Origin of the sequence: Streptomyces sp. NPDC058697, from assembly GCF_042715345.1 — a bacterium.
GTDB lineage: Bacteria > Actinomycetota > Actinomycetes > Streptomycetales > Streptomycetaceae > Streptomyces > Streptomyces liliifuscus.
The window spans coordinates 22,667-46,687 of sequence record NZ_JBHXSU010000045.1 but is presented as its reverse complement, the minus strand read 5'-3'; the positions used below and the strand labels follow the sequence as shown (position 1 = coordinate 46,687).

Annotated in this window: 24 protein-coding genes; 20 read left to right on the top strand and 4 right to left on the bottom strand. The window is 70.0% G+C overall.

Annotated features, from left to right (window positions below):
* Nucleotides 1-3: 3 nt before the first annotated feature.
* From ACFWXQ_RS45865 to ACFWXQ_RS45835, 7 genes are all read left to right on the top strand, one after another.
* Nucleotides 4-1,791, top strand: coding sequence for an ABC transporter substrate-binding protein (locus ACFWXQ_RS45865; RefSeq protein WP_383938014.1), 1,788 nt, complete (start codon nt 4-6; stop codon nt 1,789-1,791).
* A gap of 117 nt (nt 1,792-1,908) precedes the next feature.
* Nucleotides 1,909-2,907: an ABC transporter permease gene (locus ACFWXQ_RS45860; protein WP_362075764.1), complete on the top strand. Its 999-nt coding sequence runs from the start codon at nt 1,909-1,911 to the stop codon at nt 2,905-2,907.
* Entirely contained in the window at nt 2,904-4,001 is a 1,098-nt protein-coding gene (locus ACFWXQ_RS45855) for an ABC transporter ATP-binding protein (RefSeq protein ID WP_328844656.1), read from the top strand. Before ACFWXQ_RS45860 ends, ACFWXQ_RS45855 begins: the two co-directional genes overlap by 4 nt.
* A 23-nt stretch (nt 4,002-4,024) precedes the next feature.
* On the top strand, nt 4,025-5,308 hold the full coding sequence (locus tag ACFWXQ_RS45850) for an ABC transporter ATP-binding protein (protein WP_383938055.1): 1,284 nt from the start codon (nt 4,025-4,027) through the stop codon (nt 5,306-5,308).
* A gap of 24 nt (nt 5,309-5,332) precedes the next feature.
* On the top strand, nt 5,333-6,034 hold the full coding sequence (locus tag ACFWXQ_RS45845) for a trimeric intracellular cation channel family protein (RefSeq protein ID WP_383938012.1): 702 nt from the start codon (nt 5,333-5,335) through the stop codon (nt 6,032-6,034).
* A 77-nt stretch (nt 6,035-6,111) separates the two neighbouring features.
* On the top strand, nt 6,112-6,972 hold the full coding sequence (locus ACFWXQ_RS45840) for a thioesterase family protein (protein WP_383938009.1): 861 nt from the start codon (nt 6,112-6,114) through the stop codon (nt 6,970-6,972).
* A gap of 139 nt (nt 6,973-7,111) precedes the next feature.
* A complete protein-coding gene (locus ACFWXQ_RS45835) occupies nt 7,112-7,519 on the top strand; it encodes a hypothetical protein (RefSeq protein WP_383938006.1) in 408 nt (135 codons plus the stop codon).
* A 93-nt stretch (nt 7,520-7,612) separates the two neighbouring features.
* On the opposite strand, the gene ACFWXQ_RS45830 is transcribed toward ACFWXQ_RS45835, so the two are convergent.
* Nucleotides 7,613-8,230 carry a TetR family transcriptional regulator gene (locus ACFWXQ_RS45830; protein ID WP_383938003.1) on the bottom strand — a complete coding sequence of 206 codons (618 nt, stop codon included), beginning with the start codon at nt 8,228-8,230 and terminating at the stop codon, nt 7,613-7,615.
* Between the two features lie 144 nt (nt 8,231-8,374).
* Here ACFWXQ_RS45830 and ACFWXQ_RS45825 point away from each other — a divergent pair, with 144 nt between their 5' ends.
* The 3 genes from ACFWXQ_RS45825 to ACFWXQ_RS45815 all read left to right on the top strand — a co-directional run bounded on the left by ACFWXQ_RS45825 (nt 8,375) and on the right by ACFWXQ_RS45815 (nt 10,292).
* Entirely contained in the window at nt 8,375-8,587 is a 213-nt protein-coding gene (locus tag ACFWXQ_RS45825) for a hypothetical protein (protein WP_383397674.1), read from the top strand.
* Between the two features lie 64 nt (nt 8,588-8,651).
* The gene (locus ACFWXQ_RS45820) at nt 8,652-8,921 is read left to right on the top strand and encodes a DUF4190 domain-containing protein (protein ID WP_383938000.1); all 270 of its coding nucleotides are present in this window, start codon (nt 8,652-8,654) and stop codon (nt 8,919-8,921) included.
* Between the two features lie 201 nt (nt 8,922-9,122).
* The gene (locus ACFWXQ_RS45815) at nt 9,123-10,292 is read left to right on the top strand and encodes a cysteine desulfurase family protein (protein WP_383937997.1); all 1,170 of its coding nucleotides are present in this window, start codon (nt 9,123-9,125) and stop codon (nt 10,290-10,292) included.
* A gap of 102 nt (nt 10,293-10,394) precedes the next feature.
* On the opposite strand, the gene ACFWXQ_RS45810 is transcribed toward ACFWXQ_RS45815, so the two are convergent.
* Nucleotides 10,395-11,108: an N-acetylmuramoyl-L-alanine amidase gene (locus ACFWXQ_RS45810; protein ID WP_383937994.1), complete on the bottom strand. Its 714-nt coding sequence runs from the start codon at nt 11,106-11,108 to the stop codon at nt 10,395-10,397.
* A 60-nt stretch (nt 11,109-11,168) separates the two neighbouring features.
* On the opposite strand from ACFWXQ_RS45810, the gene mnmA reads away from it, so the two are divergent.
* Nucleotides 11,169-12,293: a tRNA 2-thiouridine(34) synthase MnmA gene (mnmA, locus tag ACFWXQ_RS45805; RefSeq protein WP_383937991.1), complete on the top strand. Its 1,125-nt coding sequence runs from the start codon at nt 11,169-11,171 to the stop codon at nt 12,291-12,293.
* Between the two features lie 33 nt (nt 12,294-12,326).
* Here the strand turns inward: mnmA and ACFWXQ_RS45800 are convergent, their stop codons facing one another.
* Complete coding sequence (locus ACFWXQ_RS45800) at nt 12,327-13,109, bottom strand: alpha/beta fold hydrolase (RefSeq protein ID WP_383937988.1); 783 nt, start codon at nt 13,107-13,109, stop codon at nt 12,327-12,329.
* Between the two features lie 65 nt (nt 13,110-13,174).
* The gene (locus ACFWXQ_RS45795) at nt 13,175-13,498 is read right to left on the bottom strand and encodes a DUF427 domain-containing protein (protein ID WP_383937985.1); all 324 of its coding nucleotides are present in this window, start codon (nt 13,496-13,498) and stop codon (nt 13,175-13,177) included.
* A 125-nt stretch (nt 13,499-13,623) separates the two neighbouring features.
* Between ACFWXQ_RS45795 and ACFWXQ_RS45790 the strand changes: the two genes are divergently transcribed.
* From ACFWXQ_RS45790 to ACFWXQ_RS45750, 9 genes are all read left to right on the top strand, one after another.
* On the top strand, nt 13,624-14,430 hold the full coding sequence (locus ACFWXQ_RS45790) for a class I SAM-dependent DNA methyltransferase (protein WP_383937983.1): 807 nt from the start codon (nt 13,624-13,626) through the stop codon (nt 14,428-14,430).
* Nucleotides 14,427-14,966, top strand: a complete 540-nt coding sequence (locus ACFWXQ_RS45785) for a TIGR00730 family Rossman fold protein (protein WP_383937980.1) — start codon at nt 14,427-14,429, stop codon at nt 14,964-14,966. The genes ACFWXQ_RS45790 and ACFWXQ_RS45785 overlap by 4 nt, the downstream gene beginning before the upstream one ends.
* A gap of 74 nt (nt 14,967-15,040) precedes the next feature.
* Nucleotides 15,041-15,739: an SDR family oxidoreductase gene (locus tag ACFWXQ_RS45780; protein ID WP_306937755.1), complete on the top strand. Its 699-nt coding sequence runs from the start codon at nt 15,041-15,043 to the stop codon at nt 15,737-15,739.
* Nucleotides 15,740-15,846: 107 nt separating this feature from the next.
* The gene (locus ACFWXQ_RS45775; RefSeq protein WP_383937977.1) at nt 15,847-16,866 is read left to right on the top strand and encodes a methionine synthase; all 1,020 of its coding nucleotides are present in this window, start codon (nt 15,847-15,849) and stop codon (nt 16,864-16,866) included.
* 15 nt (nt 16,867-16,881) lie between these two features.
* Nucleotides 16,882-19,098 carry an NAD-dependent DNA ligase LigA gene (gene ligA / locus ACFWXQ_RS45770; protein ID WP_383937974.1) on the top strand — a complete coding sequence of 739 codons (2,217 nt, stop codon included), beginning with the start codon at nt 16,882-16,884 and terminating at the stop codon, nt 19,096-19,098.
* A 261-nt stretch (nt 19,099-19,359) separates the two neighbouring features.
* Complete coding sequence (locus ACFWXQ_RS45765) at nt 19,360-21,663, top strand: putative bifunctional diguanylate cyclase/phosphodiesterase (RefSeq protein WP_383937971.1); 2,304 nt, start codon at nt 19,360-19,362, stop codon at nt 21,661-21,663.
* A gap of 303 nt (nt 21,664-21,966) precedes the next feature.
* The gene (gatC, locus tag ACFWXQ_RS45760) at nt 21,967-22,263 is read left to right on the top strand and encodes an Asp-tRNA(Asn)/Glu-tRNA(Gln) amidotransferase subunit GatC (protein WP_003966094.1); all 297 of its coding nucleotides are present in this window, start codon (nt 21,967-21,969) and stop codon (nt 22,261-22,263) included.
* A gap of 5 nt (nt 22,264-22,268) precedes the next feature.
* Nucleotides 22,269-23,774, top strand: coding sequence for an Asp-tRNA(Asn)/Glu-tRNA(Gln) amidotransferase subunit GatA (gene gatA, locus ACFWXQ_RS45755; protein ID WP_383937968.1), 1,506 nt, complete (start codon nt 22,269-22,271; stop codon nt 23,772-23,774).
* Nucleotides 23,771-24,013 (top strand): hypothetical protein, encoded by a 243-nt coding sequence (locus ACFWXQ_RS45750; RefSeq protein ID WP_055614821.1) that lies wholly within the window; start codon nt 23,771-23,773, stop codon nt 24,011-24,013. The genes gatA and ACFWXQ_RS45750 overlap by 4 nt, the downstream gene beginning before the upstream one ends.
* Nucleotides 24,014-24,021: the final 8 nt, after the last annotated feature.

Here is a 24,021-nt window from a genome sequence, read left to right as displayed (position 1 = left end):
CGAGTGAGTACCCAACGCACCACAGGGCGGCGCAAGCAGGCCGCGGCCGCCGCAGCCGTGGTCGCTGCGCTGCTGTCCACGGCGGCGTGCGGCGGCGGCAGCGACGACGACGGCGGCTCGAAGAACGGCGCGGCCGGCTTCAACGCAGCCAACAACAAGGTCGCGCAGGCCTCCCTCGCCAAGAAGGGCGGCGAGCTGAAGTTCGCGGGCGCCCAGGACGCCGACTCGTGGGACACCACGCGTGGCTACTACGGCTTCGCCTGGAACTTCATGCGGTACTACAGCCGCACGCTGGTGACCGGCAAGGCGGAGCCCGGAGCCAAGGGCGCCGAGGTCACCCCCGACCTCGCGACCAGCACGGCGAAGATCTCCGAGGACGGCAAGACCTACACGTACACGCTGCGTGACGGCGTCACCTGGGAGGATGGCAAGCCCATCACCTCCAAGGACGTCAAGTACGGCATCGAGCGCGTCTGGGCGCAGGACGTCCTGTCCGGCGGTCCGGTCTACCTGAAGGACGTCCTGGACCCCAAGGGCGAGTACCCGGGCCCGTACAAGGACAAGTCCAAGGACAAGCTCGGTCTGAAGGCGATCGAGACGCCCGACGACAAGACCATCGTCTTCAAGCTGCCCGAGGCGAACTCGGACTTCGAGGACATCCTCGGCCTGACCTCGGCGTCCCCGGTCCGTCAGGACAAGGACACCAAGTCGAAGTACGGCCTGAAGCCCTTCTCCTCCGGCCCGTACAAGTTCGAGTCGTACACGCCGAACAAGAAGCTGGTCCTGGTCCGCAACGAGAACTGGAAGCAGTCCTCGGACCCGGTCCGCAAGGCGTACCCGGACAAGATCTCGCTGACGCTGTTCACCAACGCCAATGACATGGACCAGCGTCTGATCAACGGCGACTACGACCTGGACATCGGCCAGACCGGTCTGTCCCCGCAGGGCCGCACCACCGCCCTGAAGCAGCACAAGGCCAACCTGGACAACCCGGTCTCCGGCTACATCCGCTACGCGGTCTTCCCGCAGAGCGTCAAGCCGTTCGACAACGAGCACTGCCGCAAGGCCGTGATCTACGGCGCCGACCACGAGTCGCTGCAGACCGCTCGCGGTGGCCCGGTCGCCGGTGGCGACATCGGCACCAACATGCTGCCGCCGTCCGTCCCCGGTTCCGAGGGCCAGAAGTACGACCCGTACGAGTCGGCCACGACGAACAAGAACGGCAACGTCGCCAAGGCCAAGGAAGAGCTCAAGGCCTGCGGTCAGCCGAACGGCTTCAAGACCACCATCGCGGTCCGCAACAACAAGCCGGTCGAGGTCGCCACGGCCGAGTCCCTCCAGGCCTCGCTGAAGAAGGTCGGCATCACCGTCGACATCGACCAGTTCGACGGTGCCCAGACGACCGGCATCATCGGTAGCCCCGAGAACGTGAAGAAGAAGGGCTACGGCATCATCATCATGGGCTGGGGTCCGGACTTCCCGACCGTCCAGGGCTACGGCATGCCGCTGTGGGACAGCAAGTACATCCTCGAGAGCGGCAACAACAACTTCGCCCTGATCAAGGACAAGACGATCGACGGTCTCTTCGACGACTACGTCAAGGAGCTCGACGAGGCGAAGAAGGTCGAGATCTCCACGGAGATCAACCACAAGGTCTCGGAGGGCGCGTACTACCTGCCCTTCGTGTTCGAGAAGTTCATCAACTGGCGCTCCAGCCGGCTCGCGAACGTCTACACGACCGACAACTACAGCGGTCAGTACGACTTCGTGAACCTCGGCCTGAAGAAGTAACACCGACCGGCGCACCCGCCATACGGCACGAAAGGCAGGTGAAGGCCGGCGCGGCGTGACCCGCGGGCCACCGGATGACCTCCGGTGGCCCGCGGCACCGCCGCCGGGCCGAGAGCAGTGCTCGCATACCTCATCAGGCGGCTCTTCGCCGCCGCAGTGATGCTGGTGGTCATCATTCTGGTGGTCTTCGGCATCTTCTTCCTCGTCCCCCGCTGGGCGGGCGTGGACCCGGCCACGATGTTCGTGGGCAAGCAGGCCGACCCCGCGGCGATCGAGGCCGTGCGGCAGAAGCTCGGTCTGGCAGACCCGATCTTCGCCCAGGTCTGGGAGTTCTTCAAAGGCCTCTTCGTCGGGCGCACCTACGCGGCCGGCGGCGACGTCACGAACTGCGCGGCCCCCTGCTTCGGCTACTCCTTCCGCAACGAGCAGGCCATCTGGCCGGTTCTCACCGACCGCTTCCCAGTGACCCTGGCTCTCGCGCTCGGTGCCGCCATCCTGTGGCTGATCTTCGGTGTCGCGGCGGGCGTGCTCTCCGCGCTCAAGCGCGGTTCCCTCTGGGACCGTGGCGCGATGATCGTCGCCCTCGGCGGCGTCTCGCTCCCCATCTACTTCACCGGCCTGCTGTCGCTCGCGATCTTCAGTTACGGACTGGGCTGGATCGACGCCCAGTACGTACCCATCGAGGAGAGCTTCACCGGCTGGTTCGGCGGCATGATCCTGCCCTGGGTCACGCTGGCCTTCCTCTACGCGGCGATGTACGCCCGGATCACCAGAGCCACCATGCTGGAGGTCCTGGGCGAGGACTACATCCGCACGGCCCGCGCCAAGGGCCTGCGCGAACCCGTCGTCATCGGCAAGCACGCGATGCGCTCCACCATGACGCCGATCCTCACCATGCTCGGCATGGACCTCGGCGCCCTGATCGGCGGCGCGATCCTCACCGAGACCACGTTCAGCCTTCCCGGCCTCGGGCAGGCGGTTCTCAAGGCGATCAGCGACAAGGACCTGCCCGTCATCCTGGGCGTCACGCTGATCACCTCGCTCGCGGTGATCGTCGCGAACCTCCTGGTGGACCTGCTGTACGCCGTGATCGACCCCCGAGTGAGGCTCTCATGACCGAACTCAGCAAGAGTGGAGCCGCGGTGAGCGAGCCCGTCAAGGACTCGCCCGCCCCCTCCGCCTTCCTCGAAGTCCGCGACCTGAAGGTGCACTTCCCGACCGACGACGGCCTGGTCAAGTCCGTCGACGGGCTCAGCTTCACGCTGGAGAAGGGCAAGACCCTCGGCATCGTGGGCGAGTCCGGCTCGGGCAAGTCGGTGACCTCGCTCGGCATCATGGGCCTGCACACCGCGGGCCAGTACGGCAAGCGCAAGGCGCAGATCTCCGGCGAGATCTGGCTCGACGGCACGGAACTGCTCTCCGCCGACCCGGACTACGTGCGCAAGCTGCGTGGCCGCGAGATGGCGATGATCTTCCAGGACCCGCTGTCGGCGCTGCACCCGTACTACACGATCGGCCAGCAGATCGTGGAGGCCTACCGGATCCACCACAAGGTCGACAAGAAGGTGGCGCGCAGGCGTGCCATCGAGATGCTCGACCGGGTCGGCATCCCTCAGCCGGACAAGCGGGTCGACAGCTATCCGCACGAGTTCTCCGGCGGTATGCGCCAGCGCGCGATGATCGCGATGTCGCTGGTCAACAACCCCGAGCTGCTGATCGCGGACGAGCCGACGACCGCCCTGGACGTGACCGTCCAGGCGCAGATCCTCGACCTCATCCGGGACCTGCAGCAGGAGTTCGGCTCCGCGGTCATCATCATCACCCACGACCTGGGCGTCGTCGCCGAGCTCTCCGACGACATCCTGGTGATGTACGGCGGCCGCTGCATCGAGCGGGGCCCGGCCGAGAAGGTCTTCTACGAGCCCAGGCACCCCTACACCTGGGGCCTGCTCGGCTCCATGCCGCGCCTGGACCGTGAGCAGACCGAGCGGCTGATCCCGGTCAAGGGTTCCCCGCCCTCGCTGATCAACATCCCCTCGGGCTGCGCCTTCAACCCGCGCTGCTCGTACGCGGACGTCCCCAAGGACAACGTCACCCGCACGGTCCGCCCCGAGCTGACCGAGGTCGGCAGCCAGCACTGGGCCGCCTGCCACATGACGCAGGAGCAGCGGGAACGGATCTGGACCGAAGAGATTGCGCCGAAGCTGTGAGTGACAAAGCAGAGGACAAACCCGTGGTCATCCCCGCGCAGAGCGACGGCGTGGCGACCCTCACCAAGGACGCCGCCCCCGGCGAGACGCTCCTGAAGGTGACCGGCCTGCAGAAGCACTTCCCGATCCGCAAGGGCCTGCTCCAGCGGCAGGTCGGCGCGGTGCGGGCGGTCGACGGCATCGACTTCGAGGTCAGGTCCGGCGAGACGCTCGGTGTCGTGGGCGAGTCGGGCTGCGGCAAGTCGACGATGGGCCGGCTGATCACGCGGCTGCTCGAACCGACCGCGGGCAAGGTCGAGTTCGAGGGCAAGGACATCACGCACCTCAGCGTCGCGGGCATGCGCCCGATGCGCCGTGACGTCCAGATGATCTTCCAGGACCCGTACTCGTCGCTGAACCCGCGCCACACGATCGGCACGATCATCAGCGCCCCCTTCAAGCTCCAGGGCGTCATGCCCGAGGGCGGCATCAAGAAGGAGGTCCAGCGGCTGCTGTCGGTGGTCGGTCTCAACCCCGAGCACTACAACCGCTACCCGCACGAGTTCTCCGGCGGCCAGCGCCAGCGCATCGGCATCGCCCGCGCGCTCGCGCTCAACCCGAAGATGGTCGTGGCGGACGAGCCGGTCTCCGCGCTCGACGTGTCGATCCAGGCGCAGGTGGTGAACCTGCTGGACGACCTCCAGCAGGAGCTGGGCCTCACGTACGTGATCATCGCGCACGACCTCTCCGTCGTACGCCATGTCTCGGACCGTATCGCCGTGATGTACCTCGGCAAGATCGTCGAGCTGGCCGACCGCGAGTCGCTGTACAAGGCGCCGATGCACCCGTACACCAAGGCGCTGATGTCGGCGGTGCCGATCCCGGACCCCCGGCGCAAGTCGGCCAAGAGCGAGCGCATCCTGCTCAAGGGCGATGTGCCCTCGCCGATCTCGCCGCCGAGCGGGTGCCGCTTCCACACGCGGTGCTGGAAGGCCACGCAGATCTGCACGACCACCGAGCCGCCGCTCCTGGAGCTGAAGCCCGGTCAGCAGGTCGCCTGCCACCACCCCGAGAACTTCGAGGACCAGGCCCCGCAGGACACCGTGCTGCTGACCGCCGCGAAGGAGGCGGCGGAGCTGGTGGCCGACGAGGTGCTCGCGGAGTCCGCGGCCACGTCGGCGGCGGTCGCGGCCGAGGTGGCGGCGGTCACCAAGGAGGCCCCGGCTTCCGAGGACACACCGGTGAAGGACGCTGGCCCCGAGGCCGCCTCCGAAGCCGATGAAGCCTCCGAGGCCTCCGAGGGAGAGACTCCAGCCAAGGAGAAGTAAGTAACACCGAGCCCCTGCCTTGCAATGGAAGGCAGGGGCTCTGTGCTGGGCGAGAATGTTCGGGTGATTCAGGAACTCTTCACCCCGTCCGTCCAGCACACACTCGACCTGGTCGGCATCTTCGTCTTCGCGATCTCCGGTGCCCTGCTGGCCGTGCGCAAGAACTTCGACGTCTTCGGCATCGCCGTCCTCGCCGAGGTCACCGCGCTGGGCGGCGGGCTGTTCCGCGACCTGATCATCGGAGCCGTGCCGCCCGCGGCCTTCACGGACCTGGGGTACTTCCTCACTCCGCTGCTCGCCGCCCTGCTGGTCTTCTTCCTCCACCCCGAGGTGGAGCGGATCCAGCTCGGGGTGAACATCTTCGACGCGGCCGGCCTCGGCCTCTTCTGCGTCGCGGGCACGACGAAGGCGTACGAGTACGGGCTCGGCCTCACCGCCTCGGCGACCCTCGGACTCGCGACCGCGGTCGGCGGCGGTGTGCTGCGGGACGTCCTCGCCAACGAGGTCCCCTCGCTGCTGCGCTGGGACCGCGACCTCTACGCCGTGCCCGCCATCGTCGGCAGCGCGATGGTCGCCCTGTGCATCCGCTACGACGCCCTGAACACCTTCACCTCCGCGCTCGCCGTCGTCACGGCCTTCACGCTGCGGCTGCTCGCGATGCGGTACCACTGGCGCGCGCCCCGGGCGTGGCACCGGCGCTCGACGGCGGTCGAGGTGTCGGAGTGAGGCGGGACACGGGGCGTTTCACGTGATCGAAACAGAAAAAGCTACTGCTTAGTAATCACCTGTTGTACCGTTCAGGCATGTCAGAAGCAGCTTCCGTGCATGCGGTACGGGCCAGGATCGGCGACAGCGAGTTCGACCGCGACACCGCGGTCACCCGTCGCGCGCCCGGCGTCTACGACATCGACCTGTCCGCCGGGTGGACGATCATCAGCGCCGTCAACGGCGGCTACCTGCTCGCGGTCCTCGGCCGCGCGCTCGCCGACGCCCTGCCGCACGCCGACCCGTTCACGATCTCCGCGCACTACCTCACCGCGTCCCAGCCGGGCCCGGCGGTCGTCCGCACCGACGTCGTACGCACCGGCCGCACCCTCTCCACCGGCCAGGCGTCGCTGTTCCAGTACGACGACCAGGGCCGCGAGGTCGAGCGGATCCGCGTGCTCGCCTCGTACGGGGACCTCGACGGCCTGCCCGACGACGTCCGTACGACGGCCCGGCCGCCCGCGATTCCTCCCATGGACCAGTGCTTCGGACCCGAGGACGGACCCGCCCCCGTCTCCGGCAGCTCCGCCATCGCCGACCGGCTGATGCTCAAGCTCGACCCCGCCACCCTGGGCTGGGCCCTCGGATCGCCGTCCGGCAAGGGTGAGATGCGGTCCTGGTTCGGCCTCGCCGACGGCCGCGACCCGGACCCCCTCTCGCTGCTCCTCGCGGTGGACGCGCTGCCGCCGACCGCCTTCGAACTCGGCCTGTCCGGCTGGGTCCCGACCGTCGAACTGACCGTGCACGTACGCTGCCGTCCGGCCCCGGGCCCCCTCCGCGTCTCCATCACCACCCGCAACCTCGCGGGCGGCTTCCTGGAGGAGGACGCGGAGGTCTGGGACAGCAGGGACCGACTGGTCGCGCAGTCACGTCAGCTGGCAAGGGTGCGGCTCGGATAGATGGGGTTCGGGCTAGGGGGTGATTGAGCCGGTCTGTGCCGGAGCCACAGGCTGGGCACAGCGTGAACCCAATCGAGGCACATGGGCGGTTGGTTGCATGCAGCTCTCAGAAACCGCTCAGAATCCGGGAGTTGTCCTCATGAAGCGTGTACGCCATGTCCCCGCCGTCGCCCTGTTGGTGCTGTCCCCGCTGCTCCTGACGGCCTGTGGATCCGGCTCGGACGACTCCTCGTCCTCGGGCAACGGCAACGGCAACGGCACCTCGGGGCAGCAGAGTTGCCAGGCGCCGTCGGGTGCGCCGAGCGGGGCTCCGTCGGGTGCGCCGAGCGGTGCGCCGTCCGGGGGGTCTTCGGGAGCACCCTCGGGAGCGCCGTCAGGTGCGGCCACGGCCAAGGCCCCGTCGGGCGCGCCCTCCGGGATGCCGTCGGGGGCGGCCAGTGGCGGTCCGGGCCAGGGCGGCGGTCCCGGCGGCGGGCAGGGTGGCGGTCCGGGCGGTGGCTGTGGGGCCGGTGGCCAGCAGGGGCAGGGGCAGCAGGCTCAGGGCTGATCCGCTCGCGGCCGGTGGTGAAGGGCGCGAAGGGCGCGTACGGCGGTGTCGTACGCGCCCTTCGCGCGTGCGGGCCAGTCGAATCGCGGGGCGTCAGCCCAGCCAGTGGCGGCGGCCGATGCTGATCAGCCGCATCCGGCGGGTGGCCACCCGGGCGACCTGGTCCAGTTCCTCGGGGGCCGCCTCCAGGAACGTACTGGCGGTCATCAGCATCTGGTCGACGTACAGACCGGCGAGCATCAGCAGGTCGTCGTCGCTCCAGCCGGCGGACTCGGGCTGCTTGGCCAGTTCGGCCTTCACCTCGTCGGTGAACCGGGCCATCTGCTCCGCAATCGCGGAACGGACCTTCTGCACACCGCCGTTGCGCTCGCGTGCGATGAACCGGATGTGCGCGGGATGCTCGCGCACATGACGGGCGATCAGGGCGACGGCACGGTCTATACGTTCGTCGCTGTCGCCGGAGGCCGACACCGTGCCGGCGATCATCGGGTGCAGACTGCCCAGCGCCTCCTCGACCAGGGCGACTCCGAGATCCGCGGTCGAGTGGAAGTGCCGGTAGAAGGCGGTCGGGGCGACGCCGACGGCCCGGGTGACCTCGCGCAGGCCCAGGCTGCTGAGGCTCTGCTCCTCCAGCAGGCTCAACGCGGCGTCCAGGAACGCCTGTCGGGTCTTCTGCTTCTGGGCCTGCCGGACGCCGAGGGTGTGACTCATGCCATGTAGTTAACAACTGTTCTCTGTATTGGGAAAGTCGTGCGGCGCGCTAGACTCTGGAGTCAGTGAACAACTGTAACCACAAGCGTTCACCGAGTTGTCGGGTCCCGGAAACATCCGGGGGCATCCGGACCGTACGGAGCTGTGCGGAGCGGACACGGCGGCTCGCCGGACTTCCACGAGAGGCATCTCATGCTGTTCCTCGTCGCAGCGCTCCTGCTGCTGGGCCTCATGCTCGGCACCGTGGCCCACGCCCCGCTGTCCTTCACCCTCGTCGCCGCCGCGGTCATCGGCGTGTGGCTGGCCGTCTTCGCGGTCCGCGAGCGCCACGGCCGGCGCCGCGAGACGTCGAACTGAACCGCCCGAACTCGCGATCACCCACGCTCACCTGACTGTTCGACTGCCTGTTGGGAGCAGACACATGGAACTCACCACCGCCGCCCCGCGGCGCCGGAGCACCGTCCGTGACGCCGACGGCATGGCCGTCGCGTCGTTCATCCTCGGCCTCGTCGGCCTGCTGGCCCTGAACATCTTCCTGGGCCCCATCTCCATCGCCCTCGCCTCGGCGGCCCTCTACCGCCGCACCACCCGCCGCGGCCGCGCCTACCTCGGCCTGGGCCTGGGAATCGCCGACCTCCTGGTCCTACTGGCCTTCATGTCGGCGGACAGCACGCTGTCGTGGAGCTTCTGAGGTTCACGCTGCCGCCACCGCTGCTACTGCTGTGGGCAGGCGTTCCGCAGGGCGGAACGGGTGGGCACAGCCACTAGCGCCGGGTGCCTGGTCAAGAGGGGCTGAGCAAGAGCCCCGGTGGGGCACCCCGGCACCGGGCCCGTACAAACAACCCCCGCCCGACCAGCCCATCAGACAGCGGGCCCTAGAATCGGGCCTACCATGGCATACCTCGACCACGCCGCGACCACCCCGATGCTCCCGGAGGCGGTCGAGGCAATGACCGCGCAGTTCTCCGTCACCGGCAACGCATCCTCCCTGCACGCCGCCGGCCGCCGCGCCCGCCGCACGGTCGAGGAAGGCCGCGAAACCCTCGCGGACGCCCTGGGCGCCCGCCCGAGCGAGGTGGTCTTCACCTCCGGCGGCACCGAGGCGGACAACCTCGCCGTGAAGGGCCTGTACTGGGCCCGCCGCGACGCCGACCCGGCCCGCACTCGGGTCCTCGCGAGCCCCGTGGAGCACCACGCGGTCCTCGACGCGGTCCACTGGCTCGGCGAGCACGAGGGCGCCACGGTCGAGTACCTCCCCGTCGACCGGTACGGCCGCGTCCACCCCGACACCCTCCGCGAGGCCATCGCGCGCAACCCCGACGACGTCGCCCTCGCGACCGTCATGTGGGCGAACAACGAGATCGGCACGGTCATGCCGGTCCGCGAACTGGCCGACGTGGCAGGGGAGTTCGACATCCCGCTGCACGCCGACGCCGTCCAGGCCTTCGGACAGGTCCCCGTCGACTTCGGCGCCTCGGGCCTCGCCGCGATGACCGTCTCGGGCCACAAGATCGGCGGCCCGTACGGCATCGGGGCGCTGCTGCTGGGCCGTGAGTACAGCCCCGTACCGGTCCTGCACGGCGGGGGCCAGGAGCGGCACGTACGCTCCGGGACCCTGGACGTGCCCGCCGTCGCCGCGTTCGCCGTGGCGGGCCGGACCGCCGCCGAGCAGCGCGAGTGGTTCGTCCGCGAGATCGGCGGGCTGCGCGACGAACTGGTCGACGCCGTCCGCCAGGCCGTGCCGGACGCGATCCTCGGCGGGGACCCGGCGAGCGGGGGCCGGCTGCCGGCCAACGCCCACTTCACGTTCCCCGGCTGCGAGGGCGACTCGCTGCTCCTGCTGCTCGACGCGCAGGGCATCGAGTGCTCCACGGGCTCCGCGTGCACGGCGGGGGTGGCCCAGCCGAGCCATGTCCTCCTCGCCACGGGCACCGATCCCGACCTCGCCCGCGGCACGCTCCGCTTCTCCCTCGGCCACACCTCGACGGAGACGGACGTCGAGGCGGTCGCGAAGGCGATCGGGCCGGCGGTGGAGAGGGCGCGGACGGCGGGGCTGAGCTAGACGCTCCGCTGGATGTGCGGTTCTGAGACGGGCCGGTTTGTAGCTGCGGGCCGGTGGGGGTTGGTCGCGCAGTTCCCCGCGCCCCTAAAAGGGGGCGCTCGTCTACGCGCTGCGTGTGGACGGTTCCGCCGACGGGGAGGCCGACCGCTCGGCCGCCTCGCGCACCAGGGGTATGTACCGCTTCCAGTCCCAGTGCGGGCCCGGGTCCGTGTGGTCCGTGCCCGGGACCTCGACGTGGCCGATGATGTGCTCCCGGTCGACCGGGATGCCGTACCGGGCGCAGATACGGGCCGTCAGACGGGCCGAGGCCTCGTACATCGCGTCGGTGAAGTCCTCGGGGCGGTCCACGAAGCCCTCGTGCTCGATACCGACGCTCCGCTCGTTGAAGTCGCGGTTGCCCGCGTGGAAGGCGACGTCCAGCTCGCGGATCATCTGTGTTACGCCGCCGTCCTGGCGGACGATGTAGTGCGTCGCGGCGCCGTGCGCGGGGTTCTGGAAGACCTTCACCGCGCTCGCGTAACTGCCCTGTGTGACATGGATGATCACGCGGTCTATGCCGAAGTCGTCGGGCCGGTCGGCCATACGCCAGTTCGACGAGGAGGCCGCCACCCAGCGCGCGCCCCGGAAGTCGACCTCGCCGTCCGTGCGCGGCTTCTCCACGCTCGGCAGCCGCCACCACATGCGCTTCAGCTCGTCCTGGGCCAGCACGGCCGTGCCCACCGCGGCCGCGGCCGCGGTGGCCCCGCCGATGAGCAGCGCACGGCGCCCGATGCGCCGGTCCGTGTCCTTGCCCGTATCCCCACCCTGATCGTGCATGTCTAGTCGAACGGATACTCGTGGGTTCCGGTTCCCGCGGACCCGTACCCTTGAAGGGTTATGACTGAGACCTCGCAGCGCCCCCTTCGCGTACTGGCCGCCATGTCCGGTGGTGTGGACTCCGCCGTCGCCGCCGCCCGTGCCGCGGAAGCAGGGCATGACGTGACCGGAGTCCACCTCGCTCTCTCGGCGAACCCGCAATCGTTCCGCACGGGCGCGCGTGGCTGTTGCACCATCGAGGATTCGCGCGACGCCCGCCGCGCCGCGGACGTCATCGGCATCCCGTTCTACGTGTGGGACCTCGCCGAGCGCTTCCGCGAGGACGTGGTCGAGGACTTCGTCGCGGAGTACGAGGCGGGCCGCACCCCGAACCCCTGTCTGCGCTGCAACGAGAAGATCAAGTTCGCGGCCCTGCTCGACAAGGCCCTCGCCCTCGGCTTCGACGCGGTCTGCACGGGCCACTACGCCAAGGTGATCGTGAACGACGACGGCACGCGCGAGCTGCACCGCGCCTCGGACATGGCCAAGGACCAGTCCTACGTCCTCGGTGTGCTGGACGACCGTCAGCTCGCGCACGCGCTCTTCCCGCTCGGCGACACGCTCACCACGAAGGACGAGATCCGCGCGGAGGCCGAGCAGCGGGGCCTCGCCGTCGCCAAGAAGCCCGACTCGCACGACATCTGCTTCATCGCCGACGGCGACACCCAGGGCTTCCTCGCGAACCGCCTCGGCAAGGCGGAGGGCGACATCGTGGACGAGACCGGCACGGTCCTCGGCAGCCACGAGGGCGCGTTCGGCTTCACGATCGGCCAGCGCAAGGGCCTGCGCATCGGCACCCCGGCTCCCGACGGCAAGCCGCGGTACGTCCTCGACATCTCGCCCGTGGACAACACCGTGACGGTCGGCCCGGCGGCCGCCCTGGACGTCTTGGCCCTGACCGCCGTCAAGCCCCGCTGGTGCGGTGCCGCTCCGGCCGGCCCGGGTACGTACACCGCCCAGCTCCGCGCCCACGGCGGCGAGACCACGGTCAGCGCCGAACTCGTCGACGGCGAGCTCCGGGTGCGCTTCACCGAGCCCGTCCGCGGCGTCGCCCCCGGCCAGGCGATCGTCCTCTACGACGACACCCGAGTGGTGGGCTCGGCGACGATCGCGACGACTACGCGCGCGGCGACCGCACTGGCCTGACCCGGCCAGGCACCGCACCGCACGGCGGTACGGCTACCCGGCGAAGAACTCCGCCAGCGCCGGTGCCAGGACCCCCGGATCCACCACGTGAGTCTGACCGTCGAGCACGCGGTACGTTCCGTCCGGTGCCGCCTCCGCGGTGGCCCGGGCGGCCTCGCGCATCCACTCGGGGCTCGCGCCGCCCGCCAGGGCCAGTACGGGCACGGGGACGGACGCGAGGCGCTTGCGGGGCACCAGTCCGTCGCCCATCACGGCGTTGTCGTACGCGAGGGTCGGGGCGACCGCCTCCAGGGCCGGCCACACGGCGGAGTGCCGCATGCCCCTGATGACCTCGGGGGGCGCCCCGGTCAGGGCGATGAACAGCTCCACCGCGTCTCCGCGCCTGTCCTGCGCCAGCAGCTGGGTGAGGCGCTCGGTGTACTCCGCGCGCTGTTTTTCGCCCCCTTCGTAGACGGCGAACGGCGGCTCGTAGACGGCCACTTTGCCGACCGGCAGCCCGCTCGCCGCCGCCTCCAGGACCAGCGCGGCGCCCGAGGACATGCCGTACAGGGCCGCGCTTCCGTCGCCCGTGGCCTCGATGAGGGCCGCGATGTCCTCGACCTCCCGGGCCACCTCGAAGGGCTGCGTGTCACCGCTCTCGCCGCGGCCCCTGCGGTCGTACACGACCGCGGCGAACCGGTCCGACAGGAGCGAGGCCAGGGGCGCGTCGGAAGCTCCCGTGGCCATCGCCCCGGTCACGAGGATGACCGCCGGGCCCTCACCACTGACTTCGTACGCGATGGGCGTCCCATCGCGCGAGATCGTCTTCTTCTCCATGCCTGTGAGGACTGCCGGGCGGCCCGGAACTCATCGGTGGGACATGGATCCGTTCGCGGACGGGGTCAGACGGCTTCTACTTCGTAGAAGCACAGGTGGTCCTTGATCTCGGCGACCTCCGGCTTGGGGTCGGGGTATGTCCAGACAAGGTCGGGAGCGTCCGGCAGCGACCAGTAGGACGCGTCACCCTTGAAGGGGCAGTGGGTACGGGTCTCCGACGGGGTCAGCAGATCGAGGCGTACGTCCTCCGCGGGGAGGTAGTAGCGCACGGGCAGGCCCGTCTCGCGCAGCAGCAGCGGGCGTGTGCTCTCGGCGAGCACCTGTCCGCCGTGCACGACACGGACGTGCTCGGTGCCCTGCTCAATGGTGATGCGGTGGCCTTGGGTCACGGCTTTTCGGCCTCCTCAGGTAGCGGTCTCGTCCGGTACAGCGCAGGCTGCTGTCGTGTTCTTCCCCGTCGTCCCCGGCTTTTCGTCCGTCTCTTCTCCTTGGTTTCTCTCCGGCGGAGGTCCTCATGGGAGCCACGCGCCTGACCCGCAACCGCACGACACTGGCCCACCAGGTGCGATACGCCCTGCGGTATCCCGAGAGGGTCCCCGCGCACGCGCGCCGCGCCACGCGTGACGCCTGGCTGCGGCTGCGGTACGGCCATGACCACATCGCGTACTACCGGGCCGTGATGGCCTCGGACACCGCGCGCGGCGCCGAGTCGGCGGTGGGGCACAACCCGTCGCGCGACCGGTGGACGCAGATCGGCCGGATGCAGTTCGACTACCTGACGGGGCACGGGCTGAAGCCGGAGCACCGGATGCTGGAGATCGGCTGCGGGAACCTGCGCGCCGGGCGGCTGTTCATCGACTACCTGGAGAGCGGCCACTACTACGGGATCGACATCTCGCCGGACATCCTCATCGCGGCCCAGGACACCCTCGTACGGGAGGGTCTTCAGGACCGGCTTCCGTATCTGACGCTCACCGACGACCTGACGTTCGCGTTCCTGCCTGACGCGCACTTCGACGTGGTGCACGCGCACAGCGTGTTCTCGCACTCGCCGCCGCACGTCATCGAGGAGTGCTTCGCGCACGTCGGCCGGATTCTGGCGCCGGGCGGCTTCTTCGACTTCACCTTCGACCGGACCGAGGGCAGGGAACACCAGGTCCTGCGCGAGGACTTCTACTACCGCACGCAGACCCTCGTCGGACTCGCCGCGACCCACGGCCTGTCGGCGCGCTTCATGGAGGACTGGGAGGCCCTGCCGCACCGTCAGTCGCGGATGCGCGTGATGGCGATGTCAGAGCCGGGTCGTAGCGTGGAGCCATGAATATCTGCGTCTTCCTCTCGGCCGCCGACCTCGACGAGCGCTACACCCGCCCCGCCCGCGAGTTCGCCGAGCTGCTCGGCAAGGGCGGGCACACGCTGGTGTGGGGCGGTTCGGACGTCGGGCTCATGAAGGTCGTCGCCGACGGTGTGCAGGAGGCCGGAGGGCGGCTGCTGGGCGTCTCCGTGGAGTTCCTGGCTGCCAAGGCGCGCAAGGGCGCCGACGAGATGGTCATCGCGGCAGACCTCGCCGAGCGCAAGGCACTGCTCCTGGAGAAGGCCGACGCCGTCGTGATCATGGTCGGCGGCACGGGCACGCTCGACGAGGCGACGGAGATCCTGGAGCTGAAGAAGCACGGGCACACCGACAAGCCGGTCGTCCTGCTCAACACCGCGGGCTTCTACGACGGCCTGAAGGAGCAGTTCCGCCGTATGGAGGACGAGGGCTTCCTGCCGCTGCCCCTCACGGAGCTCGTGTTCTTCGCCGAGGAGCCCGTCGGGGCGCTGGCCTACCTGGAGGAGAGCCAGGGCACGCAGTGAGCCGCCGGGGCACACAGCGGGCCCGGGGGCACCGGTTGTAGGGCACGGCGGGGGAGGGGGACGCCCGTGCGAGCATGGCGGGCATGCCTACTCACCTGATCACCGGGGCCGGTTCCGGCATCGGCGCGGCCGTCGCCCGCCGCCTGCACGCGCGCGGGGACGAACTCGTCCTGCACGCGCGCGACGCGGGCCGCGCGAAGGAGCTGGCCGCGGAGTTCCCCGGGGCCCGGACCCTGGTCGGCGACCTCGCGGACCCGGACCGGCTCTCCTGGGCGTTCTCGCACCAGACGCTGCCCGACCGGATCGACTCGCTGATGCACATCGCGGGTGTCGTCGACCTCGGCCCGGTCGGCGAGCTGACTCCCAAGACGTGGCGTCACCAGCTCGACGTGAACCTGATCGCGCCCGCCGAGCTGACCCGCCACTTCCTGCCCCAACTCCGCGTCACCCAGGGCCATGTGATCTTCGTCAACTCCGGCGCGGGCCTCAGCGCCTCCGCCGGCTGGTCCGCGTACGCGGCCTCCAAGCACGGCCTGAAGGCCCTCGCGGACTCCCTGCGCAACGAGGAGCACGCGAACGGCGTCCGCGTCACGACCGTCTATCCCGGCCGCACCGCGAGCCCCATGCAGGCCAAGGTCCACCAGCAGGAGGGCAAGGAGTACGACGCCTCGAAGTGGATCGACCCCGAGTCCGTCGCGACGAGCATCCTCATGGCCCTCGACCTGCCCCGCGACGCGGAGATCAACGACCTGACGGTACGCCCCGGCCGCTGACCGGGATCCGAACCGGAGCACCTACACGGCATCGAACCCGGACCCGCGTCCGATCCCGGGCACGGACTGTGGCGTCCCGTCCCGCGGGCATTCCGTAGGCTGCCCGGGTGAGCGAAAACAGCGAGTTCAGGCCCGGCCCCGCGACCGGTGTCGGGTCGATGCCCGGCGGGGACGCCCGGGAGGCCGCCAAGACCGTGGCCGGGACCTTCGAGGGCCCCGAGACGGGCATGCCGTTCCTGGCGGAACTGCCCGCGCGCGGCCCCGGTGCCGACATGATCGGGCGGACCGCCGGAATGCTCGCCGAGCTGTACGCGCGCGTGGAGCCCAGCGGCTGGCGGCTCGGGGACCGGCCGGGACGGGACACCAGGCGGGCCAGGTCCTGGCTCGGCGAAGACCTCGACGCGCTGGAGGAGTTCACCCAGGGCTACCAGGGCCCGCTGAAGGTCCAGGCGGTGGGCCCCTGGACGCTCGCCGCCGCGCTGGAGCTGCGCAACGGCGAGGTGGCGCTCTCCGACCCCGGCGCCTGCCGGGACCTCGCCGGATCACTCGCCGAGGGACTGCGTGAGCACCTCGCCGAGGTACGCCGTCGCATTCCGGGTGCCGAGGTGGTCCTGCAGCTCGACGAACCGTCCCTCTTCGCCGTACTGAGCGGCCGGGTGAGGTCCGCGAGCGGTTACCGCACCCACCGGGCCGTGGACCGGCAGGTCGTCGAGGCCACGCTGCGGGACGTCGTCGGAGTTCAGGCCGGCGGCCCGGTCGTCGTGCACTCGTGCGCCCCCGACGTCCCGTTCGCGCTGCTGCGCAGAGCCGGAGCGAGCGCCGTCTCCTTCGACTTCGCTCTCCTCACCGAGCGTGACGACGACACGATCGGGGAAGCGGTGGAAGGGGGCACCAAGCTCTTCGCCGGTGTCGTCCCGGGGACGGATGCCGCATTGTCAGACCCTGCCGGTAGCGTCATGGGTGTCAGGACGCTGTGGCGCAGGCTGGGGCTGAATCCGGGGCTTCTCACGGACGCGGTCACCCTCACCCCGTCGTGCGGACTCGCGGGCGCCTCCCCCGAGTACGCGCGCCGGGCACTCGCCCACTGCGCCCGGGCGGCGAGATCCCTCGCGGACAACCCAGAGTAACGGGAGGACGACACGGTGGCCGGCGACAAGGACGCACAGATGGCCTCGGCTGCGGGACCCGCGCCCGCCGAGGCTCGGGAGAAGCACGCGCAGCTCGCTGAGCAGATCGAGGAACACCGCTTCCGGTACTACAGGAATGACGCGCCGGTCATCAGCGACGCGGACTTCGACAAACTCCTGCGTGCCCTGGAGGCCTTGGAGTCCGAGTTTCCCGAGCTGCGCACCCCGGACTCGCCGACCCAGAAGGTCGCGGGGGCGTACGCGGGCGATTTCACGACGTTCTCGGCCGTCCAGCACCGCGAGCGCATGCTCTCCCTCGACAACGCCTTCGACGACGAGGAGCTGGTCGGCTGGGCGGACCGCGTCGCCAAGGAGGTCGGCACCTCCGACCACCACTTCCTGTGCGAGCTGAAGGTCGACGGCCTCGCGGTCAACCTCACGTACGAGCACGGCCGTCTCACGCGCGCGGCGACCCGTGGCGACGGCCGCACGGGCGAGGACATCACGCCCAACGTCCGTACGATCACGGAGATCCCCGACCGTCTGCACGGCGACCGCATCCCGGACCTCGTGGAGATCCGCGGCGAGGTCTACTTCCCGATGGAGAAGTTCGAGGAGCTCAACGCCCGGCTGGTGGAGGCGGGTGACAAGCCCTTCGCCAACCCGCGCAACGCGGCGGCGGGTTCACTCCGCCAGAAGGACCCCCGGATCACCGCGACCAGGCCGCTGCACATGGTCGTCCACGGCATCGGAGCCCTGGAGGGCTTCGACGGCATGAGCCGCCTCTCACAGGCGTACGAACTGCTGCACGCCTGGGGCCTGCCGACGACCCGCTACGGCAAGGTGGTCGACGACCTCGACGGCGTACGGGAGTTCATCGCCTACTACGGAGAGAACCGCCACTCCGTGGAGCACGAGATCGACGGCGTGGTCGTCAAGCTCGACGAGATCCCCCTCCAGGGCCGCCTCGGCTCGACCTCCCGCGCACCCCGCTGGGCGATCGCCTGGAAGTACGCGCCGGAGGAGGTCAACACCAAGCTGGTCAACATCCGCGTGGGCGTGGGCCGCACGGGCCGCGTCACTCCGTACGCGCAGGTGGAGCCCGTCACGGTGGCCGGCTCCGAGGTCGAGTTCGCCACGCTGCACAACCAGGACGTGGTGAAGGCCAAGGGCGTCCTCATCGGCGACACCGTGGTGCTCCGCAAGGCCGGAGACGTCATCCCGGAGATCCTCGGCCCGGTCGTCGACCTGCGGGACGGCAGCGAGCGGGAGTTCGTGATGCCCGCCGAGTGCCCCGAGTGCGGCACACCGCTTGCGCCCGCCAAGGAGGGCGACATCGACCTCCGCTGCCCGAACGGCCAGACCTGCCCCGCCCAGTTGCGCGAGCGCCTCTTCTACCTCGGCGGCCGCAAGTCCCTGGACATCGAGAACTTCGGTTACGTCGCCGCCGCCGCGCTCACCAAGCCCCTGGAGCCCGCCGAGCCGCCCCTGAGGGACGAGGGCGACCTCTTCGACCTCACCATCGAGCAGTTGCTGCCCATCAAGGCGTACGTCCTCGACCAGGACAGCGGACTGCCCAAGCGGGACCCGAAGACCGGCGAGGAGAAGATCGCCACGGTCTTCGCCAACCAGGAGGGCGCTCCGAAGAAGAACGCGCTCGCGATGCTGGACTTCATCGCGGCCGCCAAGGAGCGTCCGCTGGCCCGGATCATCACCGGCCTGTCCATCCGGCATGTGGGGCCGGTCGCGGCCGAGGCCCTGGCCCGCGAGTTCCGCTCGATCGACCGCATCCAGCAGGCCACGGAGGAGGAGCTGGCCGCCGTGGAGGGCGTCGGGCCCACCATCGCGGCTTCTCTGAAGCAGTGGTTCACGGTGGACTGGCACCAGGAGATCCTCCGAAAGTGGAAGGCCGCCGGCGTCCGCATGGAGGAGGAGAGCTCCGGCGAGGACGAGGGACCCCGCCCGCTCGAAGGACTCACGGTCGTCGTCACCGGCACCCTGGAACATCACACCCGCGACGGAGCGAAAGAGGCACTCCAGAGCCGGGGAGCGAAAGTGACCGGTTCTGTTTCTAAGAAGACGGCTTTTGTTGTCGTGGGTGACAATCCTGGATCGAAGTATGACAAGGCAATGCAGCTCAAAGTGCCGGTTCTGAACGAGGAGGGCTTCGCCGTTCTGCTCGAACAAGGACCGGAGGCGGCGGCCGAAGTCGCGCTTCCGATCGAGGAGTAGCGGTTGAAGACCACCCGTTCGGCGCATACCAGATGCATACGGGTGGCCGGGTCGCATTCGGGCAACCGTCGACGACCGCTGCCCGTGGAAGCCTTCTGCGGCCTACTGTTGAGGTGTGCGCCTGCCGTGCCCAGCTGCGGTTGGGGCATCCCCTGCTCTTCAGGAGCTCTGGGGAAGGGTTATCAGACGCGGTGCCGTTGAGGGTTTAGTCGGGCATCGGGCCGCGTGGCGTGGGCACCGCCGGCTGTGAGAGGGACGGGAATGGAACCGACCGAGAGCGCCGCCCCGGACTCACGGCTGCGCCCGCGCTGGGTGACCGGCGTGCGGCGATGGGGGCACCCCTTGCTGGAGCGAAGCCGGGAGTTCGGAGCGGGCCTCAGGGTCGCGCGGCCGACGGGGCGTCCGGGCGGGCAGGTGCGCGCCGCCGGACAGTACAGCGCGTCGGCCGGGCACGGCCCGGGCCGCCTCACCTCCGTCCCCGGATCCCCGTCCCACATTCCGGGCCACGAGTCCGAGAAGCAGATGTCCTGGCCCGCGCTGCCCACGGCGGTCATCACGTCGGCCGCGTTCGTCCTGGGCGCGGGCTTCTACCGGGCGTTCACCGGGAACCACGCGCTCTTTCCGTCCGGTTCCACCGGCTGGGCGCTCGCGGTCCTGGTCGGCGTCATCGTCGGCCACCTGGTCGCGCTCGGCCGTTCCCGCTGGTGGGGCGGTACGGGCTCCGGCGCGGCCCTCACCCTCGCCGTCCTGCTGCTCTACGGCTGGGTGCCCGCCGGGATGGTCAGCCTCACGGTCGTCGTCCTCGTCGGCATAGCCCGTCGGCATCGCTGGCGGCAGGGCGTGCTGCACGGCGCGGTGGACATCCTCGGCATCGGTGCCGGGGCGCTGGTGCTCGCCGTGTTCGGCCGGGTGCCGTCCGTCGAGACGCCCTGGAAACCGGAGACTTGGACTGTTTACACGGCTCCTTCGGTGGTGTTGGTGGCCGGGGCGTATCTCGTGGTGTCGCGCGCGCTGCTCTGGTACCTCCACGCGCCGCGTACGGCCGGACTGCCGACCGTGGCCCGAACAGCCCTGGTCAGACAGGGGCTGGTCGCCGTCGCGCTGCTCGGCATCGCCCCGCTGATCTGCGTCGTCGCGATCGCCCTCCCCGCGCTCCTGCCGCTCTTCTCGGTTCCCCTCATCGCTCTCGACTCAACGCTCTGGATAGCGCGGGCGCGGGCCGAGGAGCAACTGCGTGACCCCCTCACCGGACTGCCCAACCGGCAGTGGCTGCTCGAACGGACCTGGCGGGCGCTGGACGACGCCGAACGAATCGGTGCACGTTCCGCTCTGATGCTGATCGATCTCGATCGCTTCAGGGCCGTGAATGACACGCTTGGCCACCTCGCCGGAGACCGGCTGCTGTTGCAGATAGCGGACCGGCTGCGGGTGGCGCTGCCGCGCGGGGCGGAGGCCGCGCGGCTCGGCGGGGACGAGTTCGCCGTGTTACTGCCCATCGTCGACTCGACGACGTCCGCGTCGCGGGTCGCCCGCAATCTCGTCGCCGCGCTCGGGTCACCGCTCGACCTCGACGGGCTCACCCTCGTCCTGGAGGCCAGCGCCGGGCTCGCGGTCTTCCCCGATCACGCGCTGGACGCGGAGGGGCTGCTGCGGCGGGCGGACGTCGCGATGTACCAGGCGAAGCGCGACCGCACGGGCGTGGAGGTGTACGAGTCCAAGCGGGACTCCAACACCCCCGACCGGCTCGGACTGCTCGGGGACCTGCGGCGGGCGCTCGACGCGGGAGACGTCGAACTGCACTACCAGCCGAAGGTCCGCTTCGACGGACAGGTGGCGGGCCTCGAAGCACTCGTGCGGTGGGTGCATCCCGAGCGCGGGAAGGTGCCGCCGGACGAGTTCATAGCCATCGCCGAGTCGTCCGGGCTGATGCCGCATCTCACCGAGTACGTGCTGGAGACGGCGCTCGCCCAGGTGGCGCGGTGGCGGGCCCGGGGGCTGCGGGTGCCGGTCGCCGTCAACGTGTCACCGCGGGACGTGCACACGCCCGGGTTCGCCGGGTCGGTCGCCGCTCGGCTCGCCCGGCACGGGGTTCCCGCGGGGGCGCTTCAGCTGGAGATAACGGAACACGTGCTGCTCGAAGACCCGCAGCGGGCCGCGGACACCCTGGCGGGGCTGACCGGGCACGGCGTGAAGATGTCGCTCGACGACTTCGGGACCGGGTATTCGTCGCTGGTGCATCTGCGGCGGCTGCCCGTGAGCGAGCTGAAGATCGACCGGTCCTTCGTGGCGCGGCTCGCCGTGGACACCGAGGACGCCGAGATCGTGCGGTGCACCATCGATCTCGCTCACTCGCTCGGGTTGGTGGTCGTCGCCGAGGGGGTCGAGGACGACGAGACGTGGGAGCGGCTCCGGGATCTCGGGTGCGACGCGGTTCAGGGGTGGCTCGTGGCGGCGGCGATGCCTCCGGAGGAGGCCACCGCGTGGCTGCTTGCGCGGGGGTCCCGGGGGTGGCAGCGGCCGAAGGCCGCCTTGCCCGCCGCGTTGCCTGCGGCGGCTGAGGAGTAGTTCTTCGGGTGCGGGTCGGTGGGTTGTTGCTTTCCCGCCCGCACCGCCCATTACTGGTGCCTGAGACGTGAGGGTTTCCCGTGGGGGGTTCTCGCCGTCGGCGTCGTCCGGCCGTCGTGCGGCGGTGGTCCCGCCGTCGTGCGGCGGTGGTCCGGCCGTCGTGCGGTGCGTGAGACCCGTACGGTCCATACCGCCCGCATGCGTCCCCCACCGAGCCGTGCCCGGGAAACCGATGTACGGGGATCTCCGTGTGACCCATAGGATTGGGCCAAACCACACTCACTCACCCCTGAGGATCGCTGCATGCCTGGCATCACGCGCGAGGAGGTCGCCCACCTCGCCCGGCTGGCGCGTCTGGAGCTGAAGGGCGAAGAGCTCGACCACTTCGCCGGCCAGCTCGACGACATCATCGGCGCGGTCGCCCGCGTCAGCGAGGTCGCCGACCAAGACGTACCGCCGACCTCCCACCCGCTGCCGCTGACGAACGTCATGCGCGCGGACGAGGTCCGTCCGTCGCTCACCCCCGCGCAGGCGCTCTCCGGCGCCCCGGCCCAGGAGCAGCAGCGTTTCAAGGTGCCGCAGATCCTGGGGGAGGACTAATCACCATGACGGACAGCAACGTCAACATCATCAAGCTCACCGCCGCGGAGATCGCCTCCAAGATTGCCGCGGGCGAGCTCACCGCCGTCGAGGTCACCGAGGCGCACCTCGCGCGCATCGAGGCCGTCGACGAGAAGGTGCACGCCTTCCTGCACGTCGACCGGGACGGGGCGCTCGCGCAGGCCCGTGCCGTCGACGAGAAGCGCGCCAAGGGCGAGAAGCTCGGGCCTCTCGCCGGTGTGCCTCTCGCGCTCAAGGACATCTTCACCACCGAGGGCATCCCGACCACCGTCGGGTCGAAGATCCTCGAAGGGTGGATCCCGCCGTACGACGCCACCGTCACCAAGCGCCTGAAGGCCGCCGACGTCGTCATTCTCGGCAAGACCAACATGGACGAGTTCGCCATGGGGTCCAGCACCGAGAACAGCGCGTACGGGCCCACCGGCAACCCGTGGGACCTCACCCGCATCCCCGGCGGCTCCGGCGGTGGTTCGTCCGCCGCGCTCGCCTCCTACGAGGCGCCCCTCGCCATCGGCACGGACACCGGCGGCTCCATCCGCCAGCCCGCCTCCGTCACCGGCACGGTCGGCGTGAAGCCGACGTACGGCGCCGTCTCGCGGTACGGAATGGTGGCGTTCAGCAGCAGTCTCGACCAAGGCGGGCCCTGCGCTCGTACCGTTCTCGACGCCGCCCTCCTGCACGAGGTCATCGCCGGGCACGACCCCCTCGACTCCACCTCCATCGACGCGCCCGTCCCGGCCGTCGTCGAGGCCGCCCGCAACGGCAGCGTCGAAGGAATGCGCGTCGGTGTCGTCAAGCAGTTCCGCGGCGAGGGCTACCAGGCCGGTGTCGTGCAGCGCTTCGACGAGTCCGTCTCGCTCCTCAAGGAACTGGGCGCCGAGATCGTCGAGCTGGACTGCCCGTCCTTCGACCTCGCCCTTTCGGCGTACTACCTCATCGCCCCGTCCGAGTGTTCGAGCAACCTCGCCCGTTTCGACGGCCTGCGCTACGGCCTGCGCACCGGCGACGACGGCACGCACTCCGCCGAGGAGGTCACCGCCCTCACCCGTGAGGCGGGCTTCGGCGACGAGGTCAAGCGCCGCATCATGCTCGGCACGTACGCGCTCAGCTCCGGCTACTACGACGCGTACTACGGCAGCGCCCAGAAGGTCCGTACGCTCATCACGCGCGACTTCGAGAAGGCGTTCGAGCAGGTGGACGTGATCGTCTCGCCCACCACGCCGACCACCGCCTTCCCGATCGGCGAGCGCGCCGACGACCCGATGGCGATGTATCTCGCGGACCTGTGCACCATTCCGACGAACCTCGCGGGCAACGCCGCGATGTCGCTGCCCTGCGGTCTCGCGCCGGAGGACAACCTGCCCGTGGGCCTGCAGATCATCGCCCCCGCGATGCAGGACGACCGCCTTTACAAGGTGGGAGCCGCCGTCGAGGCCGCGTTCGTGGAACGCTGGGGGCACCCGCTGATCGAGGAGGCTCCGTCGTTGTGAGTGCCACGGCCAACAAGGCAAAGAACTTCAAGAAGTCGAAGAAGGGGCTGTACCTGTCGCTCGGCAGTACGGCGTTCGGCGCGATCAGCGTCGCCAAGCAGGCCAAGCTGGCCCGCAGTGACGGGGACACCCTGAGGCTCATCGACGCCGCCGTTTCCGCCGCCGCCATCGTCACCGGCCTTGCGATCATCTACCGGGAGCTCAAGCGCCTCGGTGACGACGACGTCCTGCTGGGCTGAGAGGGAAA

Coding starts and splice junctions, on each gene's coding strand:
- ACFWXQ_RS45855 (WP_328844656.1), top strand. CDS start 2,904: ATGACCGAACTCAGCAAGAGTGGAGCCGCGGTGAGCGAGCCCGTCAAG.
- ACFWXQ_RS45845 (WP_383938012.1), top strand. CDS start 5,333: ATGGAAGGCAGGGGCTCTGTGCTGGGCGAGAATGTTCGGGTGATTCAG.
- ACFWXQ_RS45840 (WP_383938009.1), top strand. CDS start 6,112: ATGTCAGAAGCAGCTTCCGTGCATGCGGTACGGGCCAGGATCGGCGAC.
- ACFWXQ_RS45835 (WP_383938006.1), top strand. CDS start 7,112: ATGAAGCGTGTACGCCATGTCCCCGCCGTCGCCCTGTTGGTGCTGTCC.
- ACFWXQ_RS45830 (WP_383938003.1), bottom strand. CDS start 8,230: ATGAGTCACACCCTCGGCGTCCGGCAGGCCCAGAAGCAGAAGACCCGA.
- ACFWXQ_RS45820 (WP_383938000.1), top strand. CDS start 8,652: ATGGAACTCACCACCGCCGCCCCGCGGCGCCGGAGCACCGTCCGTGAC.
- ACFWXQ_RS45815 (WP_383937997.1), top strand. CDS start 9,123: ATGGCATACCTCGACCACGCCGCGACCACCCCGATGCTCCCGGAGGCG.
- ACFWXQ_RS45810 (WP_383937994.1), bottom strand. CDS start 11,108: ATGCACGATCAGGGTGGGGATACGGGCAAGGACACGGACCGGCGCATC.
- mnmA (WP_383937991.1), top strand. CDS start 11,169: ATGACTGAGACCTCGCAGCGCCCCCTTCGCGTACTGGCCGCCATGTCC.
- ACFWXQ_RS45800 (WP_383937988.1), bottom strand. CDS start 13,109: ATGGAGAAGAAGACGATCTCGCGCGATGGGACGCCCATCGCGTACGAA.
- ACFWXQ_RS45790 (WP_383937983.1), top strand. CDS start 13,624: ATGGGAGCCACGCGCCTGACCCGCAACCGCACGACACTGGCCCACCAG.
- ACFWXQ_RS45785 (WP_383937980.1), top strand. CDS start 14,427: ATGAATATCTGCGTCTTCCTCTCGGCCGCCGACCTCGACGAGCGCTAC.
- ACFWXQ_RS45780 (WP_306937755.1), top strand. CDS start 15,041: ATGGCGGGCATGCCTACTCACCTGATCACCGGGGCCGGTTCCGGCATC.
- ACFWXQ_RS45765 (WP_383937971.1), top strand. CDS start 19,360: ATGGAACCGACCGAGAGCGCCGCCCCGGACTCACGGCTGCGCCCGCGC.
- gatC (WP_003966094.1), top strand. CDS start 21,967: ATGCCTGGCATCACGCGCGAGGAGGTCGCCCACCTCGCCCGGCTGGCG.
- gatA (WP_383937968.1), top strand. CDS start 22,269: ATGACGGACAGCAACGTCAACATCATCAAGCTCACCGCCGCGGAGATC.